Raw genomic sequence first — 13,761 nt, 5'->3', positions numbered from 1 at the left:
TATGAATAATTTTTTTGATTATGAAATCACATCTTTTAAAGGAGATCCCTCTAAAAATGATGCTTTGGAGGAGGGGGAGGGATTCTCTGGCGCTGCTCATAATGATAATATTGTGCTTGTAGGCTTTATGGGTACCGGCAAAAGCACTGTGGGCAGGCGCTTGGCTAAGCTCCTGGGACGGGAGTTTATTGATACGGATCTGGAGATCGAAAGACTAACGGAAATGACTGTATCGGAAATTTTTCGTCGCCATGGCGAGACCCGTTTTCGTTCGGAGGAGCGGCTGTTGGTGAAACGTCTGGCTGAACAAAAAGGGTATGTTATTGCTACAGGAGGAGGGACTGTGCTGAATGCTGAGAATTGGCGGGATTTGGCACAAAGCGGTATTATTATCGGCTTATATGCGCCCCTTGATGAGATCTACAAACGGATTGGCTATCGCAACGACCGCCCTCTTTTAAGAGGAGATCGCCAAGTGGTTGAAGAGCTGTGGGCCAAGAGACAACCTATCTATAACCAGGCGAATTGGACTATCGATACGACTCATAAGGGAATTGAACAAGTGGTTGAAGAGATATTCAGCCTATATGAAGGAGGTTCTATGGATGCAAGGACAGAGGATTGATGTTGTCTCCGTGAAGCCCTACCCTGTTTTCCTGGGGGCCAGGCTGGAGGAGCTGGGTGACTATCTGACCACCCGCATAGGAGCTGGGGAACATCTTCTGGTGATTACTCACCCTAATGTTGGCGATTACTATCTGGATACTTTGCAAAAAGGGCTAGGCTCCTTTATAGTCAATACCCTGATTGTACCTCAGGGTGAGGATGAGAAATCCCTGGACCGCCTCAGCGCTTTAACCAGTGAAGCTATTGCCTGCGGTGCGGATCGCAAAACCGTGGTCTTGGCTTTGGGGGGAGGGGTTATCGGAGATTTGGCCGGCTTCTTCGCCAGTGTCTTTATGCGGGGAATGCGTTATGTCCAAATTCCCACCACCCTTCTGGCAATGGTGGATAGCAGCATCGGCGGTAAAGTTGCGGTAAACCATGCTGCAGGCAAGAACCTGCTGGGAGATTTTTACCCGCCTCTGGCTGTATGGACAGATTTTAGTACATTAGAGACCCTGCCCTGGGAAGAAATGCTTAATGGTCTGGCAGAGACTATCAAGCATGCTGTCATTGCCGATGAAGGGCTTCTCTCCTTTATCGAAAAACACCGGGAAGAAATCATGGCGCGGAAGCCTGAGTTATACAAGGAACTGACTTCCCGCTCCTCGGCGGTTAAAGTCAGGCTGGTCTCTGAGGACGAGACGGAACAGAGCAAGAGGATGTTTCTTAATTATGGGCATAGCTTTGGTCATGCTCTTGAGGCTGAGGTGGCCTACCAAGGGATTACCCATGGACAGGGTGTCAGCATCGGCATGGTAGCAGCTGCCCATCTGGCCCAAGAACGGGGACTGATGAGCAGTGGAGAAGTGGAACGCTTGATTAAGCTTCTCAAAGGGTTCGGTTTGCCGGTAACTGGCAGAGGTAAGAATCCCCGAGTGTTAACCGATCTTATGGGAGCAGATAAAAAGAATTACAAAGGGCAAAAAGTTTTGGTCTTACCTAAAGGGATAGGGCAGGGGATCGTGATTCGTGACGCCAACGATGAGGAAATTCTAAGAGCTTGGGATAAGGTTATTGAGTGAGAAATTAACTTCAAACTAAGGAAAAACCACGGCAATGAGTCGTGGTTTTTTAATGCCTCTTCGACTTAAGGGCTTTGGCGAGGCTAAAAGTCGAATGATCCTAAAATAAGTAAAAAAAGCTTTAAATGAGACAAATTTTCTCCAAATCAAATAAAGATTGTCTAAAGACAATTCTAAAGAAGGAATTTTTCATGGAATTGATAGAATATTATAGATGCATCCAGAATAGGCGTATTTTACCATTGAGTTGAGGAGAACGAGATAATTTTATGGAGAATCAATGTAAAGAGAAAGGTTTTACACTGCTGGAAGTTCTTTTAATTCTTTGTTTGATGATGGCAATCATCAGCATTGCAGCACCTCGATGGGGCACTGCTAAGAATCACACTTCTACTCAAGCGGATTTAGCTAATCGAGTGCTGATCGAGGGGGCAGTGGAACTATACAGACTGGATACTGGAAGGTTACCTGAAGGAATGGCAGATTTATATTCACCACCTCCGGGAATAGAAGGTTGGCGGGGACCTTATCTCAGACAAAATTTTATCAAACCTACTGATAATGAAGAAGGTTATAAACTGGATGAACGAGGCAAAGTCGTCCCATGAATGACTATAATGAAAAGGGTTTTGTTCTTTTGGATGTGATGCTGGCCCTCTTTCTTTTTACGGTAGGTTTTGCTGCTTTGTATGGTTTAAGCGAGAAGGCTTTAAGTGAAGCTGACCAGGCGCTTCGTCTCACCGAGGCGGCCAATCATGCCCAAAATATCATGGAAACCTTAGGAGCGGAGTCCTGGCGGGATAACATCCAGAGAGGCAGCTGTATCCCCGGCGGAGAAGTGGAAGGGTCAGAAGGATTTTTCCGTTGGAGAGTTTATTCTGATTGGGATATCCCCGATGAATTATTAAGAGTTAAGGTGGAGATTTCCTGGCTGGAACAAGGGAGCGTTCAGAGCTATACCTTGGAAAGCCTTTATGCCTTGTAGTAAATCCAATAGCTCCAATTAGCGGGAGAGGACATCGGTATGCAAACTATTCGGCGGAATCAAAAAGAGCGTTCAGGCAGGGTAGACCAGGATAGAGGCTTTACCTTGATAGAAGTTTTATTTGCCCTTTTAATAACCGGCATGCTCTTAGGTGTTGCCTTGCGATTCTTTTATGCAGAGTGGAATATCAGCCAAACCCTTAAAGATAAAATGGAAGCTCATTATGCGGTGGTTACTGCCGGGAGATGGGTGAGTGATGCTATCCGTGAAGCTGAGTCGGTTCAGTGGACCAACCGGGGAAAATGGGTATTGACAGTAACCCCCAGCGGAGAGACCTATAGTGACCAATATTATCTGGATGATAAAGATTACGACGGGGTTAAAGATTTGTATCGCTATCATAAAGGTGCCCATAATCCGATAGTCAGCGGGATTGTGGACTGGAGTTGCACTCAAGGGGTGTCAGGGCTGTGGACGATAACCTTTCAAGGACAGATAGGGAAGCAAAGAGTTTACTGGCAAGGCAGGATCAGGGTAAGGGCAAGGGACGGGGTGAATCAGGGTATATTACCCTCTTAATCCTTATTCTCCTTGCCACATTTTCGGCGTATGGCCTGGAAATGTATGTGAAAGCCCATTCGGAAAATAAAATTGTCCGGCGGGAAGTAAACTCACGCCAAGCAATCTACGGGGCTGAAGGCGGTATTGAGTGGGCTAAGGTGATGCTGGAAAAAGAGCCGGCCTTTATGGGAGGAACCATTAGCATCGGGGAGGGTACAGTAAAGGTCAATGTCCTGGCCGTGGAAAGAAACTATACTGTAACTTCTTTGGCTCAATATGGCCGTGCTCAACGGATACTTAAGGCGGAACTGGCAAAGCTTGATGAGGAGTGGCTGATTATGAAGTATCAGGAGATTCATGAGCATGAATAAGATACCTTTTTGGACGAACTGCCGCAAGAAGGCTGGAGAACACGAGGGCTTTCGGGAAGAGCTGAAACAACAAACCTCCCCTGAGGTAGAATTTGGTCAATATTTGCTCAACCGACAAAAAATTGACTTGGGTCAATTGTCCAAGGCTTTAGATGAGCAAGAGGAAACAGGTGCCCGTTTGGGAGAAATTCTTGTCCGGCATAAAGCGCTTACTTTGGAGCAACTGCTTACTGAACTGGGTGGATATTTGGGTGTGGCTAAAGTGGATTTGACCCAGGTCGATATTGACCCTAAGGCGGCTTCCCTGCTGAGTGAACAGGCTGCTTTGCGTTATGGTGCACTTCCCGTGGGGCTTAAAGATAGAATGCTACAGGTCGCCATGTTTGACCCGGGAAACCATCGTTGTGTGGAGAATATTCGAATATTAACAGGTTTTGAGGTCGAGCCGCTGCTGGCTGATCAAGCTCAGGTGGTGACGGCCATCAAGAAATATCTTACTGTGGAAAAGAGCATTGCTGAACTCAGTGGGCAGGATACACAAGAGGATAAAGGGATGGGGCGGATCAATACCCTTGATTCTGAGGAAGGGAAGGATGCCCCAACGATTCAGTTGGTGGATTTTCTGATTCGGGATGCCATTGTACTAGGCGCTAGTGATATTCACTGGGAGCCGGGTGAGACGGTAATGCGGGTGCGCTACCGGGTAGATGGGAAGCTGGAGACTAAGCGCTCTTTTCCTTTGGGGGTTGCCCGCAATGTGCTGGCCAGAATTAAAATTATGTCGGGTATGGATGTGGCGGAACGAAGGCTGCCCCAAGACGGCAGGAGCAGTTTTTTTGTCGTCGGAAAGACCATTGACCTGCGAATATCCAGTCTCCCCACGATCCATGGGGAAAAAATCGTGATACGTATTCTGGATCAGGATACAGCCCAACGCTCCTTGCCATCTTTGGGCATGAGCAGAGTGATTGAACAGAGTATGCAACGCTTAATCAAGGAGCCTCATGGGATTATTCTCGTCGTAGGGCCCACCGGCAGCGGCAAAACAACTACCCTCTATGCTTTACTGAGAGAACTCGTTTCTGAGCAGCTTAATCTGGTCTCCATCGAAGATCCGGTGGAATATCAGGTGCCTGGTGTCGTATCCGTTCAGGTCCAGCCCAAGATCGGCCTGACCTTTGCTCAAGGATTGCGCTCCATATTGCGTCAGGATCCCGATGTGATTATGATTGGGGAGATTCGGGACGAGGAGACGGCCCGTATTGCTATTACTGCGGCCTTGACGGGCCATTTGGTCTTATCCACCTTGCATACCAACACAGCTGCGGAAGCTTTTCCCCGCCTTTTGGATATGGGGATAGAACCCTATTTGGTGGCGGCCGTTTTAAGAGGTGTTCTATCCCAACGCTTGGTCCGCCGCCTTTGTGAACAGTGTAAAGAGCCTTGGCATCTGGATCCCCGGGAAAGGGATGCCATGGATTTGCCGGAGAGCATCCGGCAGGCTTTTAGGGCAAAAGGCTGCCCACAATGCCGGGGGACCGGCTATTCCGGACGTATCGGTATCCACGAATTACTGCTTTACCATCAGGAGATCAGGGATTTAGTGTTAGAAGGCCAAAGCTCGAGGGTGATTGAAGACAAGGCTATAGTCAAAGGAATGATCCCTCTGCGCAGAGATGGCTATAGCAAAGTGCACCAAGGTTTAACAAGTCTGGAGGAAGTCTGGTCTTCAACCAGCGGCATCGTGAGATAGGGAGGCATGATCGATGAGAAACCGCAGCTTTGCGTGGAGGGCTTTGGATCAGGAGGGAAATCGCCTCGAAGGGATTTGGGAAGTTCGGCAGGAGAGAGAGGTCAGAAGCCGCTTATTTCGCAAAGGATATTATCCGCTGTCAATTAGTCTCCGCCACAGCAGACTTTTCGCTCTGTTCTCCTATTTTGAACTTTTGAGTAAGAAAAGCGATCGGCTGAGGATTTGGGCCGGCATTACACAGCGCTTATCCCTTCTTTTAGAGGCTGGTCTGCCATTGCTCCCAGCCATCGATATTTTGGAAAAGCAGAGTAAGGGGCGAGTAACACGCTTAGCCTGGGGACAGGTGAAGGAACAACTGGAAGCGGGAGCAGAATTATCGGAAGCACTTGATTCTGTGGTGCCTCCCCCGACCACCTATATCCGGGCGATGACCCAAGCCGGGGAACGTGCGGGTAGATTGCCGGAAGTTCTCGCTCATCTTTCCCGAGATCTTTTTGAGGAGCATACTTATCGCCGCAAACTCAAGGGTGCCTTAACTTATCCGGTATTCTTGCTTGTACTGACCATAGGGCTGATTTATGCTTTAAGCTTTCTTGTTTTACCTGTATATGAACAGATTTTTCTCAGCATGGATGCTGAGCTTCCGGTTCTGACCCAAGTCATATTCCGGGTTTCTCATGGATTACCTTTTCTGGTCCTAGGGGTATTTAGTGTGGGAATGAGTTCTGTTCTCCTTCTCCGCCTTCGCCACCCGCATGATTGGAGAGAAAGGCTGCGGGGTGGGCTGAGTAAGGTGCCTTTTTTGGGCAGGGTCTATCAGCTTTATGATTATCTGCAGTTTTCACAGGTATTGGGGACATTGCTGGAAGCAGGAATTCCTCTTCTGGAAGCCTTGAGGTTGACCCACGGATCGGTGCTGACCTTCTCCATGAAAAGGGTGGTTGCGGATCTTGAGGAAGCGGCCCGGGCGGGGAAGAGGCTGACAGCTGTTCTAGCTGATAGATCCGACTTTCCGGGGGATGCAGCACGGATGCTTGAAGTAGGAGAGGAATCGGGACAGCTGAGCACCATGCTGTATCACTTGAGCCGCCTGTTTCAGATGGAGCTTGAGGAACAGATGGCTCAAGTGCCTCACCTGGTAGGTCCGCTGCTCGTCATGGTTTTAGCAGGCATCATCGGTCTGGTGGCAATCGGTGTCCTGCTGCCCATCTTTGATATAGGGACACACCTTCAATAAGAAAGAGTTTTGATAAAAGGAGAGTAGGATATAATGCACTTTGGACAGGGAAACAGCGATAACGCGCAGAGGGGTTTTACCCTAGTCGAAGTTCTAATGGTGGTCTTTATCATAGCTATGCTGTCAGCAATCATCATTCCTAAGGTAAATGCAAGTTCGGAAGCGGCACGGCGAAACTCGGATATTGCTACAGGTCATCAAGTGAAATCCGCTTTAGATCGTTATCAGGTGGAGAACGGAAGGTATCCCAAATCCACTGAGGTAACAGGAAAAGATGGGAATATTTCTGCGCCTGTACTTATCCCTAACTATATCGCTAAATTGAATGTGGATACCACACAACAGGAAGCAGCTGAAGGTAAAAAGGGTTTTGGTATAGGAACATTGGCTGCCAATGGGTCGATACCGGAGGGTGTTCAGACCCATCTCATTATGCTCTACCTCACTGCCGATGGCTCGGCCGCAGAGGTACGGGTCTATGATGCAAACTTAATCAACACGCTTTGGAGCTCCGCTAATTAAGCCGGATGGCTAAAAAATCAGCATTACCATGAGAAAGGACGAAAAGAGTGGGAATTGAACTCAGTATATTATCCGGAATATGGGGGGTGATCATCGGTAGTTTTTTAAATGTGGTGATTTATCGTGTTCCCCAGGAAAAGTCTATAATTCGCCCAGGTTCTCACTGCACTGCCTGTGGTCATAATCTTCGCCCTTGGGAACTGGTTCCGGTCCTAAGTTTTCTTATCCTGAGAGGACGATGTGTTCAATGTCAGGAGAAGATTTCCTGGCGTTACCCCTTAATTGAGGTCCTTAATGGAGTTCTGTATTTTTATGCTGCCTGGATGAATCATAACGGCTCATTTCTTCAGTTGGGGGTAAACTTTTATTTTCTATCCACGCTTTTAGCTCTTGCTGCTATTGATTGGGATACCTGCCGTCTGCCGGATGTTTTCACACTCCCCTTACTGGGTGTCGGTATTGGGGCAGGCTTTTTGCTGCCCCAGGGTCCATCGGGTTGGGAAAGCCTTGCTACGGCACTGGGGGTGGGTGGAGTATTTTGGCTGATTACTCGGCTCTATCCTGAAGGGATGGGCTTAGGGGATATAAAGCTTATTGCCGGCCTGAGTGCATTTTTAGGGTTTCCGGAAGTTTTGATAGCTATTTTCATTGCCAGCTTCACAGGATCCATAGGCGGACTTATCATGCTCTCCTTTAAAAAAAGAAGTTTCAGGGAACAGATTCCCTTTGGGCCCTATCTGGTCCTGGGAGGTTGGGCTGTATTTTTTTGGGGACAAATTATCCTTTCTTTTTATGACTCTTTGTTTTGAAATGGATTATTGGGAAGGGGTGATGTATGATGCTTGCCGGACAAGGTCGAGTCTGTGTTGAGCTAACCGATCACGAACTGCGTTGGCTTTGGTATACCCAAAAAGGGAAGGATAAGAGGGCTTTGGTACCGGCTCAGTTTGAAATTACTCCTCTTCCTAAAGGGCTGATCAAGCAGGGTAAAGTGCTTTATCCGGAGACTCTCCTGTCGATTTTAAGAGGTCACCTGGAACAACGCAGGGTAGATTTCCAATTGCCGCGTAATCCAAAGGTTGGCATCGGATTACCTCTCCAGAACCAGTTCATCCGTGAGTATCATTTGCCTTGGGTAAAAAAAGGGCACCGTACCGGGCTCCTTCGCTATTTGGCGGAAGAAGAGATTCCTATTCCTGAAGAAGAATTGGTTTATGATTACTTTCTTGACGAGGAAAAGGGGCCGTTGCGGCGATTGAGGGTGATTTTATCCGGAATAAGGAATTCAGTTTTATCTCCAGTCATTTTTTGTTTCCGGAAAGCAGGCTTTGAGATTAACAAGGTATGCTTTTCCCAACTGGCTTGGGGGAAGGTAATGGGATTTGGTCACGAGGAAAATACTCTGTTTCTTCGGGAAGATGAAGGGCAGATTCAATATGTCTTCTATAAAGGAGGGATACCTGAGATAATTCGCAGTTTTCCTCCCACCCTTCAATATTTCGATGAGGGGGAATGGAAGCATGAGATTCATCGGATGCTGCTCTATCTTTCTTCACCCCATGACCAAATGGAGCTTACGAGAATCTTATGGAGTCAGGACAGGGAGGCTGAAAAAATAGGGAAAAGAATAGGGGAATACATTAAGGGTGTTCGCGGAAAGGTTCCGGTCTTGCAGGGAGTGGATGAGGCATTTTATGCCTTTTGGGGTTCGCAGACTTTAAATGCCTTGGCAGCCTATGCCCCGGAAAAATACCTTGCTGTATTGGGGTTGGCCCTTGAAGACGAGAAATTAGGGCAGAATAATTTTTGGAGAACAGAGAATCTAAAGAAGAAGAGACAGCGTATTAAGCGGGGTGTTGCAGGAGTGCTATTGCTCGTGAGCATAGGCGGTTTGAGGATGCTTGTATCCACCCAACAGACCCTTGATACCTTGCGGGTTGAGGCTCAACGACTAAGTGAAATAACCGCCAACCAAACTTGGGAGAGGGAGAAGGAAACAGCCCTAAAGCAAACATGGGAGGGGATTATCGGGAACCCTACTGCGGTTGGGCAGGAGATAAGGGAATTAACAGCCTATGCACCTGAGGGGATTTACCTCGAACGGATTGAGATTAAAGGCCGGACTTTGTTAATCCAAGGCCTTGCTACGGAATCACTGGAGGTTCAAAGAATGTTTCAGCAACTTAAAGCCCAAGGATGGGGGAAGGTTCAACTGGCCAAATATCAAACAGCGGGGGATTCATTAGAGGATTCATTTAGGGAGGGAATGCCGATTCAATTCGTTTTGAAGGCTGAAGAAGATGATTAAAGCGAAAGAAAGCATGAGAAGACAATTTCCCAAGCTCGGCCATAGTGCCCTGATAATTCTGGTGATTTTGCTCTGCTTAATCGGGGGGACATTGGTTCTTCGCCGACAAGAGGTTGGGGACCTTCGCCAAGAGATAAAATATATGGAAGGGCTCATCCTGCAGAACCCGGTAAAGGAGACGGCTTCAGACCCCTGGCAGATGGATGATTTGCTTCTGGTCATGGATGAATGTGTTAGGATGCTTAGGGAAGAAAATTTAGCTGTACGTTCGTATCATCTTGAAGGGGTTTTTGAGGGGGAGGCTAATCCTTCTTTTCTCCATTTCGCATTAATTCGCTTAAAAGTACAAGGAGCGTGGTCAGGGATAGAGAGGGGATTAACCCGTATTGAAGGCATATCTGAAGGTGGTATTTATGTGGAAGAAGCAGTTTTAAAAGAGAATGAGGGAGAAATTCTGCTGAAGATATTTTTCTTTGAACCTGACAATCTCTCCTGACCATAAGATGGGTAAGAGGGGGTGGACCCTGTGGAAGATTATGTGATTCAACCGGGAGATACCTTTTACCAGCTTGCCCAAAGATGGGGGGGAACCTGTGAGGAGTGGAGCTTGGCGAATCCGGGCTTGAACCCGGATTATCTGCAAATCGGTCAAAAGGTTTACCTTCCCAGAACGGTGAATCCCGGGGGAAATGAGCATTATGCCGTCATTACACCACATCAGGGGGTAGAGTATTCGGGGGATCATCTTGACGAGGTAGAGATGGAAGTCGAAGGAGTAAAGTTCAGAATCAAACGGATAGGAGAAAGCAGAATTCCTCATGAAGTTCATCTCACAGTACCGAGAACCGAAATACGAAAGATTCAGCCTTGCGGTATTTATGGTCCCTGCGAAGTACAGATTATGTTAAGCAATGTTAATCTCATTCATTCTCCCCGCTTGATGAGCGATCGGCCCCGTGTTGAAGCCCAGAATGGTGGCACAATCCAGGGCAATCAAGAGAATGCTCAGCAAAATAATGCACCGGAGCTTTCTCAAGTCAGGGAGCTGTACTCCGATGTGCGCCAGGATCGGCCTGTCTTTTAGCTGTTCAGACTACTAACTTAGTTCGCCAAATATATTCTTTTCTCTAAGAATAGAAGCTCATACCGATCGTAGGGAAAGAGCACTGCAGAGGGCTGATCTCTACGTTTTTTTTGTCGTGGCCTCTGGTAGAAAAAACGAAATTATGATAAAATTTTGGGGTGCATGACGTGCTGTTAAGGAAGTGAATAGGATGGGAAAGATTTGGGTGCTTCATGGCCCTAATTTAAATTTACTGGGACGGCGTGAACCGGATAAGTATGGGACTCAGACTCTGGACGATATCAACAAGGAACTTCTACATAAGGCTCATACGGCAGGAATTCCTATACAGGTGGAGCAGACCAACTTCGAAGGGGAATTGATTCAGTGGATTCACAGCATGGGGCCGGATGATTTTTTGATTATTAATCCTGGGGCATGGACTCATTACAGCTATGCGGTTCGGGATGCCATAATCGGTGTTCAGGTGCCGGCTATTGAGGTTCATTTATCCAATATCCATGCCCGGGAAGAATTCCGGAAGACCTCTGTCATTGCTCCTGTCTGCCGTGGGCAGATTTCCGGCTTGGGTGGCAAAAGCTATAGCTTAGCTATGGATTATGCCCTGGAGGCCTTGACACAGAAGTAGAGAAAGCTCATTATATAGGAAGCTTGCTTGTTCACAAGCTTAGCTGACTTATCCTCTGTGTGGATATAGGAAGCTTTGCCTCAGTGGTAAATTTGATTCAATTGGGATAAGCTAAACAGTATAAAAATCAATATTTTAGGAGGATAATTATGATTTCATCCAATGAATTTAAGACAGGTTTAACAATTGAAGTGGACAACGATGTGTATACAATTATTGAGTTTCAGCACGTCAAGCCCGGTAAAGGTGCGGCTTTCGTGAGAACGAAATTAAAGAATGTCAAAACCGGCGGCATCACTGAGCGGAAGTTCAATGCAGGTGAAAAGGTGCCCAAGGCTCATGTGGAGCGTCGTGAAATGCAATATCTTTATAAAGACGGCGATCATTTTGTGGCTATGGACAATGAGACCTATGAGCAGACATCTTTAACTGAGGCTCAAATCGGGGATGGGGTTAAATATCTGAAAGAGAATATGAACCTAGGTATTCTCTTCTTCAACGGCACCGTCATTGGCGTCGATCTTCCTAATACCGTCATTCTTGAGGTTGCCCATACTGAACCCGGTGTTCGCGGCGATACAGCTACGGGCGGTTCCAAGCCGGCAACATTAGAGACCGGTGCAGTGGTACAAGTTCCTTTCTTTGTCAACGAAGGGGAAAAATTAATCATCGATACCCGTACAGGAAACTATGTCCAAAGGGCTTAAAGATAGCACATCCGCATAGATTCCCGAATCATAATGCCTCCTTTAGGGAAACCTTTTGTTAGAAAGGTGTACCAGAGGGGGTTCTTTATTGTATGAAATTGAGCATTATTCCTTTAGGGGGAACCGGTGAAATCGGCAAAAATCTCTTGGTTTTTGAATATGGAGACTCCATTATTGTCATTGACGGCGGGGTCAAGTTTCCTGATGATGAGCTGTTAGGGATTGATCTTGTCATACCGGATATTACTTATCTGGAGAAACGCAAGAAGAAAATCCAGGGTATCTTCATTACCCATGGCCACGAAGACCATATTGGCGGTCTGCCCTTCATTCTGCCTAAACTAGAAGCTCCTGTTTACGGTACAAAGCTGACCATGGGTTTAGTAAGGGCTAAGCTGAGAGAACGGGGCGGTTATCCGGAAAATTTGTTGAGAGTCATTGAACCGGGAGAGCCTGTCGAAGCAAAGGACTTTCAGGTTGAAGCATTCAGGGTGACCCACAGCATACCGGATGCTGTAGGTTATGGTATTCTGACTCCCCTGGGGCGGGTGATATATACCGGAGATTTTAAGGTGGATTATACCCCCATTGATGGTCAGGAGATGGATCTGGGAAGATTGGCAGCCTGGGGTCAGGAGGGAGTGTTGGCTCTGCTCTGTGATTCGACCAATGCCGAGCGCAGCGGTTCTACCATATCGGAAAAGGTGGTGGGGAAAACTCTGATGGATGCTTTCTCCAGGGCCGAGGGAAAAATAATCATGGCTACCTTTGCTTCCAATGTCCACCGCATTCAACAAGCACTTGAGGCAGCGGCTCTTCTTAAACGGAAGGTATGTGTGGTCGGCCGCAGTATGGAAGCGGTTGTGGCTACTGCCAGAGAATTAGGCTATCTGCACCTTCCTGATCCGGATATGCTGATTGAGACCAGTTCGGTAAATGATATATCTCCATCCCGTTTACTTATCCTTACTACGGGCAGCCAGGGAGAGCCTTTGGCTGCTTTGACACGGATGGCGACCGGAAGTCACCGTCAAGTGAATGTTTCGGCAGGGGATACTGTCGTTATCTCAGCCACACCCGTTCCAGGCAATGAAAAACTGATTGGCAGAACAATTAACCATCTGTTCCAGATCGGCGCTGATGTCATTACCAAGGATATGGGACTGGTTCATGTTTCCGGCCATGCCAATCAAGAAGAGATTAAACTCATCATTCGTTTAACCCGGCCGAAATTCTTAATCCCTCACCATGGTGAAGTAAGACATCAAGCGGCTTTCCGCAAGATCGGCAATCTTATGGGGTATGATGATAAAAAAATTGCCATCACTCAGATTGGCACCCGTGTTCTTCTCGATACGGATAAGATGGAATGCGCTGAACGGGTAGAATCCGGCAGCGTCTTTGTGGACGGATTGGGAATTGGTGATGTGGGGCAAATCGTTCTAAGAGATCGCCAGCAGCTATCCCAGGATGGGGTAGTGGTGGTGGTAGCGGCACTTAGCAAAGGATCTCCCCCCACTTTAGTGTCGGGGCCGGATATTATCTCCCGGGGCTTTACCTTTATGAAAGAAGCTGAGGAGCTGGTGGAAGGGGCGAAGAAGGTCGTCGCAGCCAGTATCGAAACTCAGATCAACAAAGAACGCTGGGAATGGGGGGTTCTCCGCGGGTCCATCCATGAATCTCTAAGTCAGTACCTTTGGGATAGAACTCGGAGAAGACCTATGATTTTGCCGGTGTTGTTGCAGTTCTGAGGGTGAATCAAGGGAATCAAATAAAGAGAATAGATACAGTTATCCATTAGATCAAGATAGTTGTTGTAATAGCGAAGAGACTCGATAAGCCTGGATAGGCAGTCGGGTCTCTTCTTTTGATTAATACAGGCTAAAATTTAAAAACGCTTCTATGGGGCATTTTGGA

The 13,761-nt window shown here is 47.4% G+C and carries 16 protein-coding genes; all 16 read left to right on the top strand.

The features are described 5' to 3' along the window. The first annotated feature begins 1 nt into the window (after position 1). On the top strand, positions 2-625 hold the full coding sequence (locus BUA14_RS15515) for a shikimate kinase (RefSeq protein WP_072773439.1): 624 nt from the start codon (positions 2-4) through the stop codon (positions 623-625). Continuing rightward, on the top strand, positions 606-1,688 hold the full coding sequence (aroB, locus tag BUA14_RS15510; RefSeq protein WP_072773438.1) for a 3-dehydroquinate synthase: 1,083 nt from the start codon (positions 606-608) through the stop codon (positions 1,686-1,688). The genes BUA14_RS15515 and aroB overlap by 20 nt, the downstream gene beginning before the upstream one ends. 269 nt (positions 1,689-1,957) lie before the next feature. Next, a complete protein-coding gene (locus BUA14_RS15505; protein ID WP_072773437.1) occupies positions 1,958-2,296 on the top strand; it encodes a type IV pilin cleavage/methylation domain-containing protein in 339 nt (112 codons plus the stop codon). Next, positions 2,293-2,673: a type IV pilus modification PilV family protein gene (locus BUA14_RS15500; RefSeq protein WP_072773436.1), complete on the top strand. Its 381-nt coding sequence runs from the start codon at positions 2,293-2,295 to the stop codon at positions 2,671-2,673. The genes BUA14_RS15505 and BUA14_RS15500 overlap by 4 nt, the downstream gene beginning before the upstream one ends. A 39-nt stretch (positions 2,674-2,712) precedes the next feature. Then, positions 2,713-3,252 (top strand): prepilin-type N-terminal cleavage/methylation domain-containing protein, encoded by a 540-nt coding sequence (locus BUA14_RS15495; protein WP_072773435.1) that lies wholly within the window; start codon positions 2,713-2,715, stop codon positions 3,250-3,252. Then, positions 3,144-3,605 (top strand): hypothetical protein, encoded by a 462-nt coding sequence (locus tag BUA14_RS15490; RefSeq protein WP_242954664.1) that lies wholly within the window; start codon positions 3,144-3,146, stop codon positions 3,603-3,605. The genes BUA14_RS15495 and BUA14_RS15490 overlap by 109 nt, the downstream gene beginning before the upstream one ends. Beyond that, on the top strand, positions 3,598-5,358 hold the full coding sequence (locus tag BUA14_RS15485; protein WP_072773434.1) for a GspE/PulE family protein: 1,761 nt from the start codon (positions 3,598-3,600) through the stop codon (positions 5,356-5,358). The genes BUA14_RS15490 and BUA14_RS15485 overlap by 8 nt, the downstream gene beginning before the upstream one ends. 13 nt (positions 5,359-5,371) lie before the next feature. Beyond that, entirely contained in the window at positions 5,372-6,595 is a 1,224-nt protein-coding gene (locus BUA14_RS15480) for a type II secretion system F family protein (protein WP_072773433.1), read from the top strand. 33 nt (positions 6,596-6,628) lie between these two features. Next, positions 6,629-7,117, top strand: a complete 489-nt coding sequence (locus tag BUA14_RS15475) for a type II secretion system protein (RefSeq protein ID WP_072773432.1) — start codon at positions 6,629-6,631, stop codon at positions 7,115-7,117. A gap of 47 nt (positions 7,118-7,164) precedes the next feature. Then, positions 7,165-7,926 (top strand): prepilin peptidase, encoded by a 762-nt coding sequence (locus tag BUA14_RS15470; protein WP_072773431.1) that lies wholly within the window; start codon positions 7,165-7,167, stop codon positions 7,924-7,926. A gap of 26 nt (positions 7,927-7,952) precedes the next feature. After that, positions 7,953-9,425, top strand: a complete 1,473-nt coding sequence (locus BUA14_RS15465) for a PilN domain-containing protein (RefSeq protein WP_072773430.1) — start codon at positions 7,953-7,955, stop codon at positions 9,423-9,425. After that, entirely contained in the window at positions 9,418-9,921 is a 504-nt protein-coding gene (locus BUA14_RS15460; protein ID WP_072773429.1) for a hypothetical protein, read from the top strand. The genes BUA14_RS15465 and BUA14_RS15460 overlap by 8 nt, the downstream gene beginning before the upstream one ends. Before the next feature lie 21 nt (positions 9,922-9,942). Next, complete coding sequence (locus BUA14_RS15455) at positions 9,943-10,509, top strand: LysM peptidoglycan-binding domain-containing protein (RefSeq protein WP_178371706.1); 567 nt, start codon at positions 9,943-9,945, stop codon at positions 10,507-10,509. 190 nt (positions 10,510-10,699) lie between these two features. Then, on the top strand, positions 10,700-11,137 hold the full coding sequence (gene aroQ, locus BUA14_RS15450; protein ID WP_072773427.1) for a type II 3-dehydroquinate dehydratase: 438 nt from the start codon (positions 10,700-10,702) through the stop codon (positions 11,135-11,137). Positions 11,138-11,286: 149 nt separating this feature from the next. Next, positions 11,287-11,844 (top strand): elongation factor P, encoded by a 558-nt coding sequence (gene efp / locus BUA14_RS15445; RefSeq protein WP_005810907.1) that lies wholly within the window; start codon positions 11,287-11,289, stop codon positions 11,842-11,844. Positions 11,845-11,936: 92 nt separating this feature from the next. Further along, positions 11,937-13,595 (top strand): ribonuclease J, encoded by a 1,659-nt coding sequence (locus BUA14_RS15440; protein ID WP_072773426.1) that lies wholly within the window; start codon positions 11,937-11,939, stop codon positions 13,593-13,595. The last annotated feature ends 166 nt before the right edge of the window (positions 13,596-13,761 follow it).

It is taken from the genome of Desulfitobacterium chlororespirans DSM 11544 (assembly GCF_900143285.1).
GTDB lineage: Bacteria > Bacillota > Desulfitobacteriia > Desulfitobacteriales > Desulfitobacteriaceae > Desulfitobacterium > Desulfitobacterium chlororespirans.
This window is presented reverse-complemented; position numbering and strand designations above follow the sequence as displayed.

Excerpts from the sequence above, each read along its gene's own strand:
- BUA14_RS15495 (WP_072773435.1), top strand. The coding sequence starts at position 2,713 with ATGCAAACTATTCGGCGGAATCAAAAAGAGCGTTCAGGCAGGGTAGAC.
- BUA14_RS15440 (WP_072773426.1), top strand. The coding sequence starts at position 11,937 with ATGAAATTGAGCATTATTCCTTTAGGGGGAACCGGTGAAATCGGCAAA.
- BUA14_RS15475 (WP_072773432.1), top strand. The coding sequence starts at position 6,629 with ATGCACTTTGGACAGGGAAACAGCGATAACGCGCAGAGGGGTTTTACC.
- BUA14_RS15515 (WP_072773439.1), top strand. The coding sequence starts at position 2 with ATGAATAATTTTTTTGATTATGAAATCACATCTTTTAAAGGAGATCCC.
- BUA14_RS15500 (WP_072773436.1), top strand. The coding sequence starts at position 2,293 with ATGAATGACTATAATGAAAAGGGTTTTGTTCTTTTGGATGTGATGCTG.
- BUA14_RS15505 (WP_072773437.1), top strand. The coding sequence starts at position 1,958 with ATGGAGAATCAATGTAAAGAGAAAGGTTTTACACTGCTGGAAGTTCTT.
- efp (WP_005810907.1), top strand. The coding sequence starts at position 11,287 with ATGATTTCATCCAATGAATTTAAGACAGGTTTAACAATTGAAGTGGAC.
- aroQ (WP_072773427.1), top strand. The coding sequence starts at position 10,700 with ATGGGAAAGATTTGGGTGCTTCATGGCCCTAATTTAAATTTACTGGGA.
- BUA14_RS15485 (WP_072773434.1), top strand. The coding sequence starts at position 3,598 with ATGAATAAGATACCTTTTTGGACGAACTGCCGCAAGAAGGCTGGAGAA.
- BUA14_RS15460 (WP_072773429.1), top strand. The coding sequence starts at position 9,418 with ATGATTAAAGCGAAAGAAAGCATGAGAAGACAATTTCCCAAGCTCGGC.
- BUA14_RS15480 (WP_072773433.1), top strand. The coding sequence starts at position 5,372 with ATGAGAAACCGCAGCTTTGCGTGGAGGGCTTTGGATCAGGAGGGAAAT.
- aroB (WP_072773438.1), top strand. The coding sequence starts at position 606 with ATGCAAGGACAGAGGATTGATGTTGTCTCCGTGAAGCCCTACCCTGTT.
- BUA14_RS15465 (WP_072773430.1), top strand. The coding sequence starts at position 7,953 with ATGATGCTTGCCGGACAAGGTCGAGTCTGTGTTGAGCTAACCGATCAC.